Origin of the sequence: Streptomyces sp. NPDC002734 (assembly GCF_040295685.1) — a bacterium.
Classification (GTDB): domain Bacteria; phylum Actinomycetota; class Actinomycetes; order Streptomycetales; family Streptomycetaceae; genus Streptomyces.
The window spans coordinates 1-18,517 of the sequence record NZ_JBEOVU010000038.1 but is presented as its reverse complement, the minus strand read 5'-3'; the positions used below and the strand labels follow the sequence as shown (position 1 = coordinate 18,517).

At 74.7% G+C, this 18,517-nt stretch carries 18 protein-coding genes; 8 read left to right on the top strand and 10 right to left on the bottom strand.

Going from position 1 to position 18,517, the window contains the following annotated elements; genetic code table 11:
• Nucleotides 1–90 precede the first annotated feature (90 nt).
• The 6 genes from ABT026_RS27270 to ABT026_RS27245 all read right to left on the bottom strand — a co-directional run bounded on the left by ABT026_RS27270 (nucleotide 91) and on the right by ABT026_RS27245 (nucleotide 6,411).
• On the bottom strand, nucleotides 91–2,028 hold the full coding sequence (locus ABT026_RS27270; RefSeq protein WP_502968062.1) for a hypothetical protein: 1,938 nt from the start codon (nucleotides 2,026–2,028) through the stop codon (nucleotides 91–93).
• A gap of 30 nt (nucleotides 2,029–2,058) precedes the next feature.
• Nucleotides 2,059–2,601, bottom strand: a complete 543-nt coding sequence (locus tag ABT026_RS27265) for a tetratricopeptide repeat protein (RefSeq protein WP_351117809.1) — start codon at nucleotides 2,599–2,601, stop codon at nucleotides 2,059–2,061.
• A gap of 39 nt (nucleotides 2,602–2,640) precedes the next feature.
• On the bottom strand, nucleotides 2,641–3,363 hold the full coding sequence (locus tag ABT026_RS27260) for a winged helix-turn-helix domain-containing protein (protein ID WP_351117808.1): 723 nt from the start codon (nucleotides 3,361–3,363) through the stop codon (nucleotides 2,641–2,643).
• Between the two features lie 308 nt (nucleotides 3,364–3,671).
• The gene (gene glnII / locus ABT026_RS27255; RefSeq protein ID WP_351117807.1) at nucleotides 3,672–4,700 is read right to left on the bottom strand and encodes a glutamine synthetase; all 1,029 of its coding nucleotides are present in this window, start codon (nucleotides 4,698–4,700) and stop codon (nucleotides 3,672–3,674) included.
• Nucleotides 4,701–5,027: 327 nt separating this feature from the next.
• Nucleotides 5,028–5,927: a hypothetical protein gene (locus ABT026_RS27250; protein ID WP_351117806.1), complete on the bottom strand. Its 900-nt coding sequence runs from the start codon at nucleotides 5,925–5,927 to the stop codon at nucleotides 5,028–5,030.
• A 112-nt stretch (nucleotides 5,928–6,039) separates the two neighbouring features.
• Entirely contained in the window at nucleotides 6,040–6,411 is a 372-nt protein-coding gene (locus tag ABT026_RS27245) for an arsenate reductase family protein (RefSeq protein WP_351117805.1), read from the bottom strand.
• Nucleotides 6,412–6,597: 186 nt separating this feature from the next.
• Here ABT026_RS27245 and ABT026_RS27240 point away from each other — a divergent pair, with 186 nt between their 5' ends.
• Nucleotides 6,598–6,912: a hypothetical protein gene (locus ABT026_RS27240; RefSeq protein WP_351117804.1), complete on the top strand. Its 315-nt coding sequence runs from the start codon at nucleotides 6,598–6,600 to the stop codon at nucleotides 6,910–6,912.
• Between the two features lie 54 nt (nucleotides 6,913–6,966).
• On the opposite strand, the gene ABT026_RS27235 is transcribed toward ABT026_RS27240, so the two are convergent.
• The 4 genes from ABT026_RS27235 to ABT026_RS27220 all read right to left on the bottom strand — a co-directional run bounded on the left by ABT026_RS27235 (nucleotide 6,967) and on the right by ABT026_RS27220 (nucleotide 12,333).
• Nucleotides 6,967–8,433 (bottom strand): hypothetical protein, encoded by a 1,467-nt coding sequence (locus ABT026_RS27235; RefSeq protein ID WP_351117803.1) that lies wholly within the window; start codon nucleotides 8,431–8,433, stop codon nucleotides 6,967–6,969.
• A 66-nt stretch (nucleotides 8,434–8,499) separates the two neighbouring features.
• Nucleotides 8,500–9,669: a lactate 2-monooxygenase gene (locus ABT026_RS27230; protein ID WP_351117802.1), complete on the bottom strand. Its 1,170-nt coding sequence runs from the start codon at nucleotides 9,667–9,669 to the stop codon at nucleotides 8,500–8,502.
• Nucleotides 9,670–9,770: 101 nt separating this feature from the next.
• Nucleotides 9,771–10,562, bottom strand: a complete 792-nt coding sequence (locus ABT026_RS27225; protein ID WP_351117801.1) for a thioesterase family protein — start codon at nucleotides 10,560–10,562, stop codon at nucleotides 9,771–9,773.
• 277 nt (nucleotides 10,563–10,839) lie between these two features.
• A complete protein-coding gene (locus ABT026_RS27220) occupies nucleotides 10,840–12,333 on the bottom strand; it encodes an NsdA family TPR-like regulatory protein (RefSeq protein ID WP_351117800.1) in 1,494 nt (497 codons plus the stop codon).
• Between the two features lie 342 nt (nucleotides 12,334–12,675).
• Between ABT026_RS27220 and lipB the strand changes: the two genes are divergently transcribed.
• The 7 genes from lipB to ABT026_RS27185 all read left to right on the top strand — a co-directional run bounded on the left by lipB (nucleotide 12,676) and on the right by ABT026_RS27185 (nucleotide 18,474).
• Nucleotides 12,676–13,476, top strand: a complete 801-nt coding sequence (lipB, locus tag ABT026_RS27215; protein WP_351117799.1) for a lipoyl(octanoyl) transferase LipB — start codon at nucleotides 12,676–12,678, stop codon at nucleotides 13,474–13,476.
• Nucleotides 13,477–13,604: 128 nt separating this feature from the next.
• A complete protein-coding gene (locus ABT026_RS27210; protein WP_351117798.1) occupies nucleotides 13,605–14,261 on the top strand; it encodes a biliverdin-producing heme oxygenase in 657 nt (218 codons plus the stop codon).
• Between the two features lie 147 nt (nucleotides 14,262–14,408).
• Nucleotides 14,409–15,383, top strand: coding sequence for a lipoyl synthase (gene lipA, locus ABT026_RS27205; protein ID WP_351117797.1), 975 nt, complete (start codon nucleotides 14,409–14,411; stop codon nucleotides 15,381–15,383).
• Nucleotides 15,384–15,702: 319 nt separating this feature from the next.
• Nucleotides 15,703–15,909, top strand: coding sequence for an SCO2195 family GlnR-regulated protein (locus ABT026_RS27200; RefSeq protein ID WP_351117859.1), 207 nt, complete (start codon nucleotides 15,703–15,705; stop codon nucleotides 15,907–15,909).
• An 82-nt stretch (nucleotides 15,910–15,991) separates the two neighbouring features.
• The gene (locus ABT026_RS27195) at nucleotides 15,992–16,690 is read left to right on the top strand and encodes a DUF4191 domain-containing protein (protein WP_351117796.1); all 699 of its coding nucleotides are present in this window, start codon (nucleotides 15,992–15,994) and stop codon (nucleotides 16,688–16,690) included.
• A 249-nt stretch (nucleotides 16,691–16,939) separates the two neighbouring features.
• Complete coding sequence (locus tag ABT026_RS27190) at nucleotides 16,940–17,536, top strand: RNA polymerase sigma factor (RefSeq protein WP_351117795.1); 597 nt, start codon at nucleotides 16,940–16,942, stop codon at nucleotides 17,534–17,536.
• Nucleotides 17,533–18,474: a hypothetical protein gene (locus tag ABT026_RS27185; protein WP_351117794.1), complete on the top strand. Its 942-nt coding sequence runs from the start codon at nucleotides 17,533–17,535 to the stop codon at nucleotides 18,472–18,474. Before ABT026_RS27190 ends, ABT026_RS27185 begins: the two co-directional genes overlap by 4 nt.
• Nucleotides 18,475–18,517: the final 43 nt, after the last annotated feature.

Below are 18,517 nucleotides of genomic sequence, written 5' to 3'. Positions count from 1 at the left end.
TGGTCGGCACGGCCCGCGGCCTCCCGCGGGGCGGATCCGGCGCGGCCCGCGAGCCCTCGCGGCCGACGCGGGACCCGGCCCCGCCCGGCCTCAGCCGAGGCCGGTGACCTTGCTCCCGTCGGTCAGCGTCGCCCTCAGGTCGGCCCGCGCGCCCTGTTCGGCCGGGGCGCTGAGGAACCGCCCGTCCGCCTCGGCGCGCACCCCGCCGGAGGCGGTGATCGACGCCGTGTGCGGGCCGCCCGCCGCCAGCAGGTACCAGGCGCCGCTGCCCGCCTTCCACAGGACGCCCGCGACCGCCTGCGGGTCCCGCGCCCCGCAGGCCGTGACGTCGGTGCCCTTGGCGGTGACCGCCGCCGCCTCCACGCCCGGCGGACGGAACTGGGCCAGCACCTGCGCGCCCTCGCCGCGCCAGGTCTCGGAGCGGGTGCACACCCAGGCCGCGGAGCCCGTGCCGTCCGGCAGCGGCTGCTCGGCGAACCGCCAGGCGTTCACCGACCGCACGCCCTGCCCGCGCATCGTCGCCAGCGTGCAGGCCAGCGGCTTCCACGCCTGCCGGGAGCGGGGGCCGAAGTCGGCGGGGCCGGCGCCCGGCTCGCCGACCGTGAGCGCGGCCGGGGTGAGCTCGCCCAGGTCGGTGACCATGCGCCGCCCGTCGTCCCCGGTGAGCTCCAGGGCGTTCCACGACGTACAGGCGCCGGGCTGCTGCTGGACCGGCCCGGCCAGCGGGGAGGTCACCCCGTCCGGGCCGATGTCCAGCAGCTCGCGGCGGGAACCGCTCCTGCCGCCGCCCAGCAGGTCCCGGCCGGCCGCCTCCTTCACCCAGGGCGCCAGCAGGTAGCGGACGTTGCCGTCGGCGCGGCCCACCACCACGGCGCTCGCGGTGACGTCCGCGGCGCCGTCGGCGCGGGCGAAGTCCAGCGCGGCTCCGGCCGCGCCGGTGGCGGGCTCCGCGTACCGGACGATCCGCAGCCCGTCGTGCAGCAGCACCACCCGGGCGCCGTCGACCTCGCCCGCGTACAGCAGCCGGGGCGGGCCCGCCGGGCCGCCGGAGGGCGTGCCGGTGGTCGCGGAGACCTGCACGGTGCGGCCGGGGCGCGCCCAGACGGCCAGCGCGCGCCGCAGCAGCCGCTCGTCGCCGGCCAGCGTGCCGCGGGCGGGCCAGACGGAGAAGTCCAGGCGGGCCGAGGTCCGCCAGGCGTCGGGATCGGCCCGGACGAGCTCGGCCGGGTCCAGCGCGGCGCGCATCGCGGGGTTGCTGGCGTACGGCGGGGCCGCGGCGCCGTCCGGCCCCCAGCCGTCGCCCGGCGCCAGCACCAGCGCCGCGCAGACCACCGCGGCAGCCGCCGCGGCCAGGGCCGCCTTGGTGTGCTGACGGCGGCGCATCAGGTCCGTCGGCCGGGCCTGAAGGGCGCACGGGTCGAACTCGGGGGAGTCCAGCAGGGTGTACTGGACCGGCACCTTGTCCGCCTCGCGGACCGCCGTGTACGGGTTCTCCACACCCGCCGACTCCAGGACCTCACGGACCTCGTCGTCCGGCAGCCGCTCGAGGCCGCGCAGCACGTACGCCGCCCGCCCGGCCGGGGAGAGGGCGGACAGGCGCTGTTCCAGCGCCAGTTCCCCCGCGCCTCCGGAGCGCGGGAACAGCCGGATGCCCCACACCTGGGGGAGCAGCGGGGGCAGCCGCGAGAAGCGGGCCAGCCGCCCGCCGCCCGCGTCCAGGGCGGCCCGCACGATCCGCATCCGCACGACCGCGTACCCCGGGTCGCCGTCCAGGCCCTGCGCCTGGGCGGGGATCACCGAGGACGGCGTTCTCCCCTTGGGCAGGGCCCGCTGGGTGACGGCGTGCGCGGTGAGCACCCGCCTGCCGCGGTCCTGGCCGGACGGCAGAAGCAGGTACGCGAGCCGGACCAGCCGCGGGTAGTGCTCGACGAGCGCGGCCTCGGCCTGCTCCACGTCGAGCCCCTCGCCGGGACGGTGGGGGCGGGACCTGCGGGCGGGCGGAGGGGAGGCGACATGCTGTGGCTGCACGTTCAGCAGAACGAGCGAATCGAGCGTTGGTCACCCGTTGGTGGGAGGGTTCCCCCCGGACGGGTCACGCAGCAGCCGCGCGTAGTTCGCCATCGACCGCTGGTAGCGCGGCAGATGGGCGGCCAGCGCCTCGACCACCAGGGACAGGCCCTCCCGGTCGCGCCCGAGCGAGGACAGGCACAGCGCCAGGACGCAGCGCACCGCGTCGTCCAACTCGTCCGACGGAGCCGTCAGTTCGGGCTCGAGCAGGGCGACGGCCTCCTCGGCCCGGCCGATGTTGCGCAGCGAGCTGGCGAGCTGGATGCGGGCCCGGCGGCCCTTGTAGCCGTCCAGCCCGCCCTCCAGCGCCCGCCGGTAGAGCGGCTCCGCCCGATCGGAACGCCCGGTCGAGTCCCAGGCGCACGCCCGCTCGAACAGGGCGAACGGATGACCGTCCGGGAGCTCGTCCGCCAGCGCGCCGATCCGGGCGCGGAAGGCCTCCGCGCCCTGCTCGTCCTGCGGGAAGTCGTCCAGGGTCGCCCAGGCGGCCGTGACCCGCTCTTCCCAGTCCCGCTCCACCATGATCGGTTCCATGGCGGTCACCCTGTCACAGGCGGGCGACGGCGTCGACGGTCAATCGGCCAGCGGAGGCGTGTACTTGTAGCCGACCCTGCGCACGGTGGCGATCGCCTGGCGGTGCCCGCCCAGCTTGCGGCGCAGCCGGGCGACGTGGACGTCGACGGTGCGGCCGTCGCCGATGTGGCCGTAGCCCCAGACGGTCGCCACCAGCTGGTCGCGGGTGTGGACCCGGTGGGGGTGGGCGACCAGGTGGGCGAGGAGTTCGAACTCCAGGTAGGTGAGGTCCAGCGGCTGCCCGTCGACCTCGGCGGTGCGGCGCACCACGTCGACACGGATCAGCTCCGCGTTCGCGGGGTGCCCGGCGTCCTGGACGTCCCGGGCGTCAGGGACGTCCTCGGCGTTCCCGCCCGTCGCGGCGTCGGTCCCGGCGTCGGTCCGGGCGTCCTTGAAGGCGTGCGGGGCGAGGGCGGAGGCGAGGGCCGGGGCGGCGGGCGCGGCGGCCTCCCGCAGGAACGGCGGCTGCCGGTCGGCGGGCACCAGCACCAGGTAGCCGACCATCGGCGGCTGACCCGGCAGCGAGGGCACCGACTGCGGCGGAACGGGCAGCCAGGTGGCGCCCGGCGGCAGCAGCTGCTCGACGGCGGCGGGAGCCGCCGCGGCCGGGGAGCCCACCGCCCGCAGACGGCGGCGCGCGGCGGCCTCGCCGGTGCGCGGGGCGGAGGGGTGCGGCGTGGGGGAGTGCAGGTCGGAGGCGTGCGAGGCGTGCGTGGTCGCCATGGGAATCAGCTTCTTTCGCGCGGAAGGTCGTCGGAAGGGACGTGGTTCGCGCGCGGCGGCGAGGCTGCGAGGAGAAGGTGTCAGCGGGCCGGCGCGCAGATCGCGCGACGACACACACGGTCGAAGTCGTGGTGCTGACGGGACGGCCAGAAGGGCTCGAGGTCGAAGCGACCTGTCATGCCACACCTCCCCATGCCGTTGCTGTGCTCCCATTAGACCAGAGTCGCGGCCAAGTGGAAGGGGGCGTCCACCAGTTGGCGGACGCCCCCTGCTCCGGGACCCTGGCGCGGGCCGGGCCCGCGGCCGGATCAGACCTGGCCGGCCTTCTCCAGCGCCTCGCAGCAGGTGTCCACGATCAGGCGGGTCACCACGTACGGGTCGACGTTGGCGTTCGGGCGGCGGTCCTCGATGTAGCCCTTGCCGTCCTTCTCGACCTGCCACGGGATGCGGACCGAGGCGCCGCGGTTGGAGACGCCGTAGGAGTACTTGTCCCACGGGGCGGTCTCGTGCAGACCGGTCAGGCGGTCGTCGATGCCGGCGCCGTAGTTCTTCACGTGGTCCAGCGGCTTGGAGCCCTCGCCGAGGGACTCGCAGGCGGTGATGATGGCGTCGTAGCCCTCACGCATCGCCTTGGTGGAGAAGTTGGTGTGCGCGCCGGCGCCGTTCCAGTCGCCCTTGACCGGCTTGGGGTCGAGGGTGGCGGCCACGCCGAAGTCCTCGGCGGTGCGGTACAGCAGCCAGCGGGCGATCCACAGCTGGTCCGAGACCTCGAGCGGGGCGAGCGGGCCGACCTGGAACTCCCACTGGCCCGGCATGACCTCGGCGTTGATGCCGGAGATGCCCAGACCCGCCTTGAGGCAGTTGTCCAGGTGCGCCTCGACGATGTCGCGGCCGAAGATCTCGTCCGCGCCGACGCCGCAGTAGTAGCCGCCCTGCGGGGCCGGGAAGCCGCCGCGCGGGAAGCCGAGCGGGTAGTTGTCCTTGAAGAACGTGTACTCCTGCTCGATGCCGAAGATCGGCTCCTGGGAGCCGTAGCGGCCGGCGACCTCGACCAGCGCGGCCCGCGTGTTGCTCGGGTGCGGGGTGAGGTCGATGTTCAGCACCTCGCACAGGACCAGGATGTCCTCGCCGCCGCGGACCGGGTCCGGGCAGGAGAAGACCGGCTTGAGCACGCAGTCGGAGGCGTGGCCCTCGGCCTGGTTGGTGCTGGAGCCGTCGAAGCCCCAGATCGGCAGCTCGGCACCCTTGGCGTCGTCGGAGAGGATCTTCGTCTTGGAACGGAGCTTGGCCGTCGGCTCGGTGCCGTCGATCCAGATGTACTCAGCCTTGAAGGTCACGGGCCACATCCTTCGGTGGTCTCGACCGTGCGGGACGGTCGTCGCGGGGCGAGGCGCTGCGGCATCGGTGCGCCGGTATGTCCCGCAGACTGCCAAGGGGCGATTTCCCGACCGTTGCCCTCGTGTGAACCCCGTGTTACCGGCCTTCCGGGTCCCCCGTACGGGCGTGTGAGGCGACCCGGCCACCGCGCACGGGGCGATCCGGCGCGCCCGTCCACGGGGCCGGCGCGCAGGGACGGCGGCTCGTATGCGATGGGCTTGACCCCCTTGACGAGGGGGTAGGGCCCGCCCGGCGGGCTCCGGCCGGGCCCCGCCTGCGCGGCGCCGTCACAGCCGGCCGGAGGGATCCTCGAAGGCCGTGACCGCGTCCTCGACGTGCGCGAGCACGGCCCGGGTGCGGGCGGCGAGCGCGGCGTCCGCGCGCGAGCCGTCGGTCCACTGCCCCTTGGCGAGGATCACCGAGCGCACGGTCGTCACCTGCTCGTGAGCGCCCTCCCGGGGATCGGGGACGTCGAGCATCCTGCCGCTGGGCATGGGGAGGGCCCAGTAGGTCAGCGGGTCCGCCGCGGCCGCCTCCCTCACCCGGACGGCGTCCTCGGGGCGTTCGAAGGTGAGCACGCTGACCTGGATCTGCGTCCGGCCGGCGGTGTCGATGTAGAGCGCGTCCGACTGGTGGTCGCACGGTCCGCCCTGCGCGACCACGGCGGACAGCTCCGGTGTCATCAGGACGGAGCGCTGCAGCGGGGTCCCGGCGTCGTAGACCTGCCAGTCGACTCTGCGGTACGTCGCGTGTTCGGTCCGCACCAGCTTCTCGGGGAAGGAGTGCTCCATGTCGACGAGCGGCCGCCGCAGCGCCTCGGCGAGGGCGGGCGGCGTCTCGTCGGGTGTCGCCACGTGCAGCGGGGGCACCGCGACCGTGCGGTTCGGGTCGGGCGGGGCGGAGTGGGGAGCGGGCGCGGCCGAGGCGGAGCGGGAGTGCGCGGGGCCGGGAGGCACCGCCTCGGCGTCGTCGCCCTCCGCCGGCCACAGGGCGACGCCGAGCACCGCCGCCCCGGCCACCACCACGGCCCCGACGCCGGTACCGCGCCTCAGGCGTCGCCCGCGCTCCCCGGCGCGCACCCGCCGCTGCTCGGCGACCCAGGCGTCCTGCGCGGGGGAGTGGTACTCGGGCAGCGGTCCGGTGAAGGAACCCGGGCCCGAGGGTCTGTCGTGGTCGTCGCTCTTCACGCCCGCGGACGCTAGCAGCGGCCCGGCCGGGGCCTCCAGGGGCGTGCGGCGCCCTGCGCGGCGGCGGTGGCCGTGGTCGGCGGGCGGCCGGTCGAGGCCGGTGCGGGGGCCGTCAGGACGTGGCGTCGCGCGCCATGGCCTCGCGCACCGCGTCGTCGGAGCGGGCCACCAGGGCCGTGCCGTCGTCGGCGGTGATGATCGGACGCTGGATCAGCTTGGGGTGGGCGGCCAGCGCGGCGATCCACCGGTCGCGGGAGGCGGCGTCCCTGGGCCAGTCCTTCAGCCCCAGTTCCTTGGCGGCGGCCTCCTGGGTGCGGGTGATCTCCCACGGCTCCAGGTCCAGCCGCTCCAGCACGGCGCGGATCTCGTCCTCGCCGGGAACGTCCTCCAGGTAGCGGCGCACGGTGTAGTCGGCGCCCTCCGCGTCGAGCAGCGTCAGGGCGCTGCGGCACTTCGAACAGGCCGGGTTGATCCAGATCTCCATGGGCCCACGATACGCGGCCGGCCCCGCCCGGAACTCGTTGCCCTCATCCGCCACCGGAGTCCCAACACCCGTTCTGGCCAGGGACTTTGTCGGTGCCGGGCGGTAGAATGAATGTATGTTCGAAGGGATGCGGCGGGGGTCCTCCGCCGGTCCCTCGGGCGACCCGTCCGCGACAGGAGGATGCCTGTGCCCGCCGCTTCCACGACCCGGCCCAAGGCCCGTCCCACCCAGTCCACCAGCAAGCGTCCCGTCCCGCTCGACCGTCCCTACGTCCCCGTCCAGAAGCGTCCGCTGCCCGCGGGCCGGCCGCGCGAGTGGTACGTCGACCACAACCGCCGCCTGAAGGCGATGCGGCTGGCGATCACCCTGCTCGACCTGGGCTTCCACACCGCGCGGCAGGCCCCCGACGAGGTCGTCCACATGGCGGCCCAGCTGATCGGCGTCCACCCGCCGTCCCCGGCGACCTGCCGGATGGTCAGGGCGCTGCTCCAGGCGTACTGACGCCGCCCACCGCACGCGCGCCATCGCGCCCCGGCCGGTCCTCCGGCCGGGGCGTCACGCGTCCCGGCGCGGGGCGAGGGTGGCGCCGGTGGCCCAGGTGAGGAAGTGGAGCCGCGAGCGGGGAATGTGGTCGCGGGTGTGCTCGAGGAGGGCCGCCACCTCCGGGTCGCCCTTCGTCCGGTCGCCGGGCTCCCAGGTCCGCAGGCGCAGCGACGCCTGGACGCGCATCTTCTCGTCCTCGTCGTCCAGCAGGTCCGCCGTCGCGCGGAGCGCGGGGAGACCGCCCTGCGCGGCGAGCAGCGTGAGCCCCCATCGGCGACGATGCGCGGGGCCGCCGGAGGCCAGCATCCCGACCAGCGCAGCGGTGTCCAGGCTCCGGGCGTCCGGCAGCAGCGCCTTCGCGGTCTCCCGGACCACGGCGGGCGCCGGGTCGTCCAGCAGCGGCGTGAGTTCGGCGCGGTCCACGGCGTCGAGCATCCGCAGCGCGGCCACCGCCCTGGCCCGGACGGCGGCCACCGGGTGGGCCAGCAGCGGACGCAGCAGCGCGGTGTCCTGCCGGGTGCCGCACTCGGCGAGGCCCAGCACGGCGCCGGGCGGGACCGCCGAGTCGGCGGGGTCCGCGCACAGCGCCCGGTAGCGGGGCAGCGGGTCGACGCCGTGCTCCCGCAGCACCCACCGTGCGCAGGCCCGCACCACCGTGGAGCGGTCGGACAGGTACGCCTCGGCCAGGTCCGGGCGGCCGGCCCGGCGCAGCGCGGTGACACCGGTGGAGCGGGCGCGGGAGTTGCGCGCGGTGAGCAGCGGCTCCAGCACCGCCTCGCGTGCCGCGCCCTTTTCGGGCAGTGCGGCCAGGGCCGCGTCCGCGCACAGGTCCTGGACGACCACGTCCGGGTCGGCGGCGGCCGTGCGGGCGAGTTCGACGGGGGTGAACAGCCCGCCGAGCAGCGCGAGTTCGACGCCGAAACGACGTGGACGGCGGTCCGGGTGGTCCAGCAGGGGGCGAAGCTCCGCGGCGGAGGCCTGCCGCAGGACGTCACGCACCAGACCCACCGCGACGTCGCCCCGGTCCCGGCGGCCCACACGCAGCACCAGCGGAGTGAGCGCCACCGCGCGCTCGACGGTCAGCATCCGCGCCAGCACGTCACGGGCCGGCAGCCGCACCGGCCCCGCCCAGTCGGCGCAGCGGACGACCACCAGCGGCAGTGCCTGGGGGTGGGCCTCGGCCTGTCGCAGCGCCTTCTCGCGGATCCGGCCGTCCCCGTGGCAGAGGGCGAGTACGAGGGCCGACGGCGAGTACACCTGCTCGCGTCGCAGTCCCAGGTTCCGCAGGAAGCGCCACCGCTCGGCGCCGGGCCGCCAACTGGAGTCGCGGAAGGCCTCACGGAACCCGGCGTCCAGCGCGAGCCACGCCTCGGGGTCGGCGTCCAGGCCGCCCACCACCCGTTCGACGCTCTCGCCCGCCGCCAGCCGCAGCGCGCCGCCGTACTCGTCCGCCGTCCCGCCGTACTCGTCCCCGGTCACGCCGTTCCCGCCCCCATCACGCCGTACTCGTCCCCGGTCACGCCGTACCAGGACCGGATCACGCCGTCACCGCACCGGGCGCAGGTCGCCGCGGGTGAGGGCGGCGGTGGAGGCGTAGCCGTCGATGGCGAGGGTGAGGTCCAGTTCGGCGAGCAGGCAGCGCAGGACGTGCTCGACGCCGGCCTGGCCGCCCACGGCGAGGCCGTAGCTGTAGGGCCGGCCGACGGCCACGGCGCGGGCGCCGAGGGCGAGGGCCTTCACCACGTCGGGGGCGCTGCGGACACCGGAGTCGAAGATCACCGGCACCTCGCCCGCCGCGTCGACCACCTCGGGCAGGCAGTCCAGGGCGGGCAGACCGCCGTTGGCCTGGCGACCGCCGTGGTTGGAGCAGTAGAGGCCGTCGACACCGCTGTCCACGGCCCGGCGGGCGTCCTCGGGGGAGCAGATGCCCTTGAGCAGCACGGGCAGGGAGGTCAGGGAGCGCAGCCACGCCAGGTCGTCCCAGGTCAGGCGCTGGTTGCCGAAGATCATCGCCCAGTGGCCGGTGGCGGCCTCCGGGTCCTCCTCCGGCGGGACGGCCAGCCGGGAGCGGAACACCGGGTCGCTGAAGTAGTTGGCCAGGCACTGCCCCTTGAGCTGCGGGAAGCTCGCGAGGGACAGGTCGCGGGGACGCCAGCCGAGGGTGAGGGTGTCCAGCGTGACCACGATCGCGGAGTAGCCGGCCGCCTCCGCGCGGCGCACCAGGGACTCGGTCAGCTCCGGGTCGTTGGGCGGGTACAGCTGGAACCAGCCCGGGGTGTCGCCGAGTTCGCGCGCCACGTCCTCCATCGGGTCCTGGGAGAGCGTGGAGGCGATCATCGGGACGCCGGTCGCGGCGGCCGCGCGGGCGGTGACCAGGTCGCCCCGGCCCTCGGCCAGGTCGCACAGGCCGATCACGCCGACCGGGGCCAGCATCAGCGGCGTCGGCAGCCGGCGGCCGAACAGCTCGGTGGACAGGTCGCGTTCGGCGGCTCCGGCGAGCATCCGCGGCATCAGGCCCCACCGCTCGAAGGCCGACACGTTGGCGCTCTGGGTGCGTTCGTCGCCCGCCCCGCCGGCCACGTACGACCACAGCTCGGGCGGCATCACCTGCTCCGCGCGGCGCTCCAGTTCGGCGTACGACATGGGGAGTTCGGGCACCTTGCCGACCAGCCCGTCGAAGTAGATGCCGAGCTGCCAGTCACCGTGGTTGGGCACCGGGGTCTCCTTGGACGACGAGGGAGCGGACGAAGGGTGCGGACGAGCGGGGTGCGGACGAGCGGGGTGCGGACGAGCGGGGTGCGGCGGGGACCGGAGCCTCAGCCGCGGCGGACGTTGGCGAGGGCGCTGGTCGTCGAGTAACCGATCGGGCCGGCCGTGTCGTACACGGTGCAGTGACCGACCGCGACGCCGTCCTCGCTGCTGTGCGCCGTGGCCTGGAACCCTATGGCGTCGCTGAGCGGGAGACGAGAGAGCGAGAGCGTGTAGTCCGCGTTGATGAACTCCAGCTCCTCGTCGGAGCGGTGGGACATCGGGCTGGAGGTGTCCGCGGCCAGGGCGACCCGGACGAACGGGGAGAGCGCCTCGCCCGCGACCAGGTCGGCCTCGTCGCGCAGCCAGGCCCGGCGCACCGCGGCGTCCCGCCAGCTGCTCACGGGGCGGTTGTCGCCGTCGAACTGCCAGAAGTTCCACGGCATGTCGTGCCGTGCGGGCGCGATCTCCTCGGGCGGCGGTGCGTCCCAGTCCGGGGTGGCCGGGACCGGGCCCGGGGGCTGCTCCCCCCGGCGCAGCAGCACGGCGCTGGCCCGGGCGGCCACACCGTTCGCGCCGTGCAGCACGGCGTCGGCCACCCGGATGCGGCGGCCGTCGCGGATCCGCTCGGTGGTCACCCGGACCGGGGCGAACGGGCAGGCGCGGAACAGGTCGACGGTGAGGCGGGCGAAGTGCAGCCCCTCGTCGTGCTGCTCGCGCTCCAGGGAGCGGGCGAGCAGCCCGCCGAGGAGCCGGCCGTGCAGGGCGCCGGGCGTCCACCAGCTCGTGGCGTGCTCCCCGGGGACCAGGGCGTCCCCGTCCGCGGTGAAGAACGCCGGGGTGTCGTTCGTCCGGTCCATGCGGTGCCCCCGCCCCCTCTTGTGTTCATAAGCCAACCATCTGGGTGGGGGCAGCGTAAGGCACGGCTGAGCGGTGACGGGATCCGGCCATGGTCCCGGCCCCGGGGAGGCACGGGCGGGCCCACGCGCACGTGTGCCGGACGGTCCGTTGAAGGGACCGTCCGGCACACGTGGCCCGGGGTGTCCGCCCGGCGGAGGCGCCGCCCGCGGGAGACCCCGTCCGCTCGGAGCCGGTCCGGGCGCGGGAGGCGCTCAGGCGCGGGCGGCGTCCGGGCGTCTAGAGGAGCGCCGCCACCCGGTCCCGGTACGTGCGGACCGGCGCCGCGTCCTTGTACGGCTCGAGCCGCCGCTCGAAGTCCCGCACGTATTCCACCGCCCGCAGCGACCGCATCTCCGCCGCCTGGCCCGCGGCCTCCGCGCCCAGCTGGCAGGCCTGGTCGAGCTCGCCCAGGCCCAGCCGCGCCGACGCCAGCACCAGGCGGCAGAAGAGCCGGCTGCGCGCGTACGCGGGGGCCCGCAGCTGAAGCGAGCGCTCCGCGTACTGGGCGGCCGCGCGGTACTGCTGGAGGTCGCGGTGGCAGTGGCCGAACTCGTCCGCCAGCTGGGCCTCGTCGAAGAAGCGCGCCCACGGCGGGACCTCGTCCCCCGGCCGCGCCGCCTCCAGCGCCCGCTCCGCCCGCACCAGCGCCGCCGTGGACGCCCGCACCTCGCCCAGCACGCCGTGCGCCCGGGCCTCCACCGCGTGCAGCAGGGCCTGCACCACCGGGGGAGCGGAGCCGCCGGCGCCCTGCTGGGCGACCCGGGCGAGCTGCACCGCCTCCCGCCCGTGGCCCAGGTACACGGCCTGCCGGCTCATCGAGACCAGCACGTACGCCCCGTACATCCGGTCGCTCGCCGCCTGGCTCAGCCGCAGCGCCTGCACGAAGTACCGCTGGGCCAGCCCGTGCGCCCCGATGTCGTACGAGGTCCAGCCGGCCAGCCGGGTCAGGTCGGCCACCGCGCCGAACAGGCGGCGGCCCAGCTTCTCGCCGTACACGCCGCGGAGCATCGGCTCCGCCTCGTGCTCGAGGTAGCGGACCAGCGCCTGCCGGGCGTGCCCGCCGCCGTAGGCGTGGTCGAGGGAGCGGAACAGCTCGCCCACCGACCGCAGCGCGGCGACGTCCCCGCCGGTGACCCGCTGCCCCGGGCCGCGCTCGGCGGTCCGTTCGGCGCCGCCACGGCCGCCGCGCTGCCGGGGCACCGAGGCGAGCGCCTGCCCGGGCTCACGGACGGGCCGGCCCTGCGCCGGCACCCGTAGCGCGCCCGCGGGCGGCTCGCCCCGGCCGACCCGCTCGTCGGGGCGGCCGATCAACCAGTCGCGGCTGGGGACCACCAGCCCGGCCGGGGTGAACGCGATCTTGCGGAGCTCGGCGTGGCTGCCCGAGTCCTTGCGCCAGAGGCCGCTGACGATGTCCACGGCCTCCTCCGGGGTCGCCGCGAACTCCAGCCCGGCGTACACCGGGGCGCAGGCGTCGAGGCCGAGGTCCTGGGCGGTCAGCCGTCGGCCGAGGCGGCGGGTGAACACCTCGGCGATCAGCGCCGGCGTGGTCCCCCGGGGCTGCTGGCCCCGCAGCCAGCGGGTGACGGACGTCTTGTCGTACCGCAGGTCGAGTCCGTGCTCGAGTCCCAGCTGGTCCACGCGCCGGGCCAGTCCCGCGTTGGAGAATCCCGCCTCTGCGATGAGCGCGGCGAGCTGGCGGTTGGGAGTGCGCTGCGCGGGTCGTTCCGTCATCTGCGGTGCGGTCTCCTGCCTTCCGTGGCGAGCCCCCTCGGGCGCCCGGATTGCCTATGAGCAGCCGTTATGGCCAGTGAACGGCGTGAATGTAGCGGAGAGTAGGCAGCTCATCGCACACTTCACCTTCCGTTCACTGGATCGGGTGAGTTTCCTATCCGGAAGTGACGCTTCGGGCCCACTCGGGACGACTTCGGCCGACTGGGAACGACCGGTGTCGAGTGTGTCCATGCCAGGACAAGCCGGGTGCCGTCGGGCGCGTGGCGTGCCTTCGCCGCGGACCACCTACAGTGGCCGGGGGCCGCCCGCCGCGGCCCGGTCCGGATACGCCTGGAGGTTTCCGTGGGTGAGGTGCGGTTCGTACGCATGGGGTTCGGCGCCGAGGCCGTCGAGTACCTGCAGGCGTGGGAGGAGCAGCGCCAGGTGCACGCGGCGCGGTTCGCCGACGAGATCCCCGACACCGTGCTGCTGCTGGAGCACCCGCCGGTCTACACGGCCGGCCGCCGCACCGCGGACAGCGAGCGCCCGCTGGACGGGACGCCGGTGATCGACGTCGACCGCGGCGGCAAGATCACCTGGCACGGCCCGGGCCAGCTGGTCGGCTACCCCATCCAGAAGCTCCCCCGCCCCGTCGACGTGGTGGCCCACGTCCGGCGCCTGGAGGAGGCCATGATCCGCACCTGCGCGGAGTTCGGCCTGGAGACCACCCGGATCGAGGGACGCAGCGGCGTCTGGGTCCTCGGCGACCCGGTGGAGCAGCGGCCCTCGCTCGGCGGGCTCTCCCTGGACCTCGACCCGCGGATGACGGACGACGAGTTCGACCCCCGGCTCAACGGTCCCGAGTACGCGCCGTCCAACGCCGGTCAGCGCCGGGAGGACCGCAAGCTCGCCCAGATCGGCGTGCGGGTCTCCAAGGGCGTGACCATGCACGGGTTCGCGATGAACATCAACCCGGACACCACCTGGTTCGACCGGATCATCCCCTGCGGCATCCGGGACGCCGGCGTCACCTCGCTCGCCGCGGAGCTGGGGCGCGACGTGCCCGTCGCGGACGTGCTCCCGGTGATCGAGAAGCACCTCCGCGAGGTCCTGGAGGGCGCCGACCTCCGCCCCCGCGAGACCGAGGCCGCCGCCTCCGCCTGACCCGGCACGGGGCGGCCACCTCTCGGGCCCAGGGGTCATCCCCCACGTCCGGTCGCGGCCCACCCCTCACGTCCGGTCGCGGCCCCCGGCCCGCTGGACGCGTCGCCACGAGCAGGCACACTGGGGACATGGACACCGCGCAGCCGTTCTCGCAGCTCATACGCACGGCCTCCCGTGCGCAGCACGAGGAGGCCGAGAGCAGCGGCTTCCTGGGGGCCATGCTCGGCGGCGGGCACGGCGTCGAGGCGTACGCCCGCTACACCGAGCAGCTCCGGTTCGTGTACCGCGCCCTGGAGGAGCGGGCCGGCCTCCTGCGCGAGGACCCGGTCGCCGGACCGTTCGTGCGGCCCGAGCTGCTGCGCCTGTCCGCCCTGGACCGCGACCTGGCCCACCTGCGCGGCCCCGGCCGCCAGGCGGAGGGCGCCCCGCTGCCCGCCACCGAGGAGTACGCGGCCCGCGTCGCCGAGTGCGCCCGCGACTGGCCGGCCGGATACGTGGCCCACCACTACACCCGCTACCTCGGCGACCTCTCCGGCGGCCAGATCATCCGCGACGCCGCCGAGCGGACCTGGGGCTTCGACCGCAAGGGCGACGGCGTCCGGTTCTACGTCTTCGACGCGATCCCGAACCCGGCCGCCTTCAAGCGCGAGTACCGCGCGCGGCTCGACGCCCTCCCCGTGGACGACCTCGAGAAGCGCCGCGTGGTCGACGAGTGCCGCCGCGCCTTCGCGTACAACACCGCTCTACTCCACGCGCTGGAACGGGAGTTCGCGGCGAGCGCCTGAGTCCCGCGGGACGTGCGGGGAGCGTGCGCGGCGAGCGCGCCGGGAGTGAGACGCACCCCACGTCCGAAAGCCCGGCCTCCGGACGGGCACCCGAATGAGGCGGCGTACGCTGGTTACGCCTACGAACCGAAGTCACAGGGAGCCGATGTGTCCGCAGTCGCACCCGACGGACGCAAGATGTTGCGCCTGGAGGTCCGGAACAGCCAGACCCCCATCGAGCGCAAGCCCGAGTGGATCAAGACCCGGGCGAAGATGGGTCCCGAGTACACCAAGATGCAGAACCTCGTGAAGAGCGAGGGCCTGCACACGGTGTGCCAGGAAGCAGGCTGCCCCAACATCTACGAGTGCTGGGAGGACCGCGAGGCCACCTTCCTCATCGGCGGCGACCAGTGCACCCGGCGCTGCGACTTCTGCCAGATCGACACGGGCAGGCCCGAGGCGCTCGACCGTGACGAGCCGCGACGCGTCGGCGAGTCCGTGGTCACCATGGACCTGAACTACGCCACCATCACCGGCGTCGCCCGCGACGACCTCGAGGACGGCGGCGCCTGGCTCTACGCGGAGACCGTCCGCCAGATCCACCAGCAGACCGCCGAACGCGCCGAGGGCCGGACCAAGGTCGAACTCCTCGCCCCCGACTTCAACGCGGTGCCCGAGCTGCTCCAGCAGGTCTTCGAGTCCCGGCCCGAGGTCTTCGCGCACAACGTCGAGACGGTCCCGCGGATCTTCCGCCGGATCCGCCCGGGCTTCCGCTACGAGCGCTCCCTCGAGGTGATCACCGCGGCCCGCGAGTTCGGTCTGGTCACCAAGTCCAACCTGATCCTGGGCATGGGCGAGACCCGCGAGGAGATCAGCGAGGCCCTGCGCGACCTGCACGGCGCCGGCTGCGAGCTGATCACCATCACGCAGTACCTGCGGCCCTCCGTGCGCCACCACCCGGTGGAGCGCTGGGTCAAGCCGCAGGAGTTCGTCGAGCTCCAGAAGGAGGCCGAGGAGATCGGCTTCGCCGGCGTCATGTCCGGCCCGCTGGTCCGCTCCTCGTACCGCGCCGGGCGGCTCTACGGCATGGCGATCGAGCAGCGCGCCTCCGAGGCCGCGGACGCGGCCCCGGCCGCGGTCTGACGGCCCTCACCCCTCGAGCACGGCGGGGCGGGTCCCGCTCTCCAGCGGGACTCGTCCCCTGCTCCCCGCGCCCGTGCCACCGTGCAGGCCCTGTGCCCGCGTCGGTCCCCGGGCGGACGGCCGCGGGCACGCTTCCCGGCCGGTTTTCCACCCCGCCTTTCATCCGGCTTTGACCGATGCGTCACCCTCCGGTAACACCGGTGGGGGACTCTTGGACCCGATGCGCAACCCACGACTCCCAGGGGGGACCGTGACCACGGAGACCATCGAGACGACCGTCGAGCCGGCGGCGCGCGTGCGAGGCGGCGAGCTCGAGCCCCTGCCCGCGCCGCCGTCGTCGCCCTCGCTGCCTTCGCTGAGCGGCGCGCTGCTGGCGGTCGAGTCGCTGCTGCTGGGCGGCGGCCAGCGCACCGCGCGCCGCAACGCCTGGACCTCCGTCCTTGAGGACCGGCGCCGCGCCCGTGACCGGATCGAGGTCCAGCGGGTCCTCGACGCCGTGCCCGCGGCACCCGCGCTGCGCTCCTGACCGGTCACGCCCTGGTGACCGCCCGGCCACGGAGCGGGCACCGCCTTCGTGGGGGCGGGCCGGTGCACGTAGACTTCGAGACATGGCGAGGAAGGAAACCGCAGCGGAGTCTGCGAATGCCGGGCGACTCAAGCAGATCGCCCTGACGTACAAGATGACCCGCAAGGCCGACAAGAAGATCGGTCTTGTGCTCGCGGCGGTCGGAATTGTCACCCTCGGTGTCTTCCTCGCGATCGGCTTCTTGATCGGTCACCCGATCTACCTGGGCATCCTCGGTCTGCTGGTCGCCTTCCTGGTGACCGCGATCGTGTTCGGGCGACGGGCCGAGCGTGCCGCCTTCGGGCAGATGGAGGGCCAGCCGGGTGCCGCCGCGGCGGTGCTGGAGAACATCGGCCGGGGCTGGTCGACGACACCGGCGGTCGCGATGAACCGCAGCCAGGACGTGGTGCACCGCGCGGTCGGCAAGGCCGGCATCGTGCTGGTCGCGGAGGGCAACCCGAACCGGGTGAAGTCCCTGCTCGCGGCCGAGAAGCGGAAGATGAGCCGCATCGTCGCCGACGTGCCGGTCCACGACATCCTGGTCGGCAACGGCGAGGGCCAGGTCCCGCTGAAGAAGCTCCGCGTCACGATGATGAAGCTGCCGCGGGTGCTCACGGGGCCGCAGGTCACCACCACCAACGACCGACTGCGGGCGATGGGCGACCTGATGAAGAACATGCCGCTTCCCAAGGGCCCGATGCCCAAGGGCATGAAGCTCCCCCGCGGCAGCAAGGGCCGCTGACCCCCACCCGCACCGCACCCACCCACGAACGCCACAGGGCGCCCGGCACCCCCGCCGGGCGCCCTGCGCCGTTCCCCGGACCTCTCCGTGCCCGCACGGCCCTGCCGCGGCCCGGCGGCCGCCACCGAGGCTCCGGTGCGCACCACCGGGGCTCGCTGCTCCTCCCTCTCCCTGCCCCGCGAACGCTGTGGGTCGCCGATGCCAAGTACTGGGTGGGACCGCCCTGCGGCGGTCGGAGAGGAGAAGTCGGTGACACCTGACAGACGGGAAGAACCCGGCGGTCCGCCCGACGACGGCGAGGCGGACGAGGCGCTGCTCACCCGCGCCGCGCGGGACGGCTCGGCCTTCGAGACGCTGGTGCGACGCCACTCGACCGCTCTGCACGGCTACTTCGCGCGCCGAGCACCGGAAGCGGCGGACGATCTGCTGTCCGAGTGCTGGCTTCAGGCCTACACGACCCGGCGCGGCTTCGACGCCGGACGTGGATCGGCCCGGGCATGGCTCTTCGGAGTGGCCAGGAACGTGCTGTCCACGCACTGGCGCCGCGCGGTGCACCGGAGCGTCGGGTCGCCCGGCGACGGAGCGGGCGGCGATTGCTGGGAGGCGGTGGACGCACGCCTGGACGCGGCGGCTCTCGCGCCCGAGCTGCGACGGCGCCTGGCCGATCTTCCGGCCGACGAGCGGGAGCTGCTGCTGCTCGTGGCCTGGGAGCAGCTTTCCCCGACGGAGGCCGCAGCCGCCGTCGGAGTTCCGGCGGGCACTGCCCGCTCCCGTCTTCATCGCGCTCGCACGCGACTGAGGGACCACCTGCGCGCACGGACAGAACTGACAGGAGAACCGGCATGAACGGCACCAACGAGAGAACCGACGTACTGGACTTCCCCGGCGCGGAGCAGCTGGTGGCGGCCGGCCGGGTGGCACCGCCCTCGGCCGGCACCGTACGGGCGGCACAGCAGGCCGTCGCATCGGCCGTGGCATCGGCCGCACCGCGCGGGGGGATGTCGCCCGTCATGGCAGCTCGTCGCCCTGCCCGCTCACGGCGTCTGCTCGTGGCCGCTGCCGCGGTGGCCGCCATCGCCGCGGGAGCGGTGGTCTACCCCGTGATCGGCGTCGGGGACAGCAGGCCGGCCGCCACCGCGGCGGCGACGGACTTTCTCACCGAGATGTCGGTGGTCGCGGCCGAAGCCCCTGCCGCCGAGGACTCCCCGTACTGGAAGATCCGCTACACGACGGTGAACCAGGACGACGGCAAGGCGCTGAGCACCACGTACTTCGACCGTGACGGCAACATCTGGACGGTGGCGCCGGACGGCGGCGTCGACCGGGCGGAGGGCAAGACGCGGAAGTGGCGCGTCGGCGACACCTGGCTGACGTGGTCCCAGCTGGACGCGCTGCCCGCCGACCGCACGGCGCTCGAGCCTCTCTTCGCGGACGACGCCGTCACCCGGTTCCGCCAGGTGGCGTCCCTGCTGGAGGAATCCCCCGCCAGCCCCGAACTGCGCTCCGCGCTGTTCCGGATCCTGGCCTCCACGCCCGGAACGAAGCTCGTCGGCGAGGTGCGGGACAGCCGAGGACGGGAAGGCGTCGCGGTCGAGATCACGGCACCGAACCGGTACGCGGCCGGCACGACCGCCCCCCGGAGCAGGAGCGTGATGAGGGACCGCTACATCGTCGACCCGGACACGGGGTTCCTGCTGGAAGCGACGCACGGGTCCCCCGGCAAGCAGGCGCCCGCCGACCGCTACACCTGGCTGGAGGCAGGCCCCGCCGACCAGGTGAAGTGAAGCGGGGGGTGGGTGCCGTCGGCGTCGCGACGCCGACGGCACC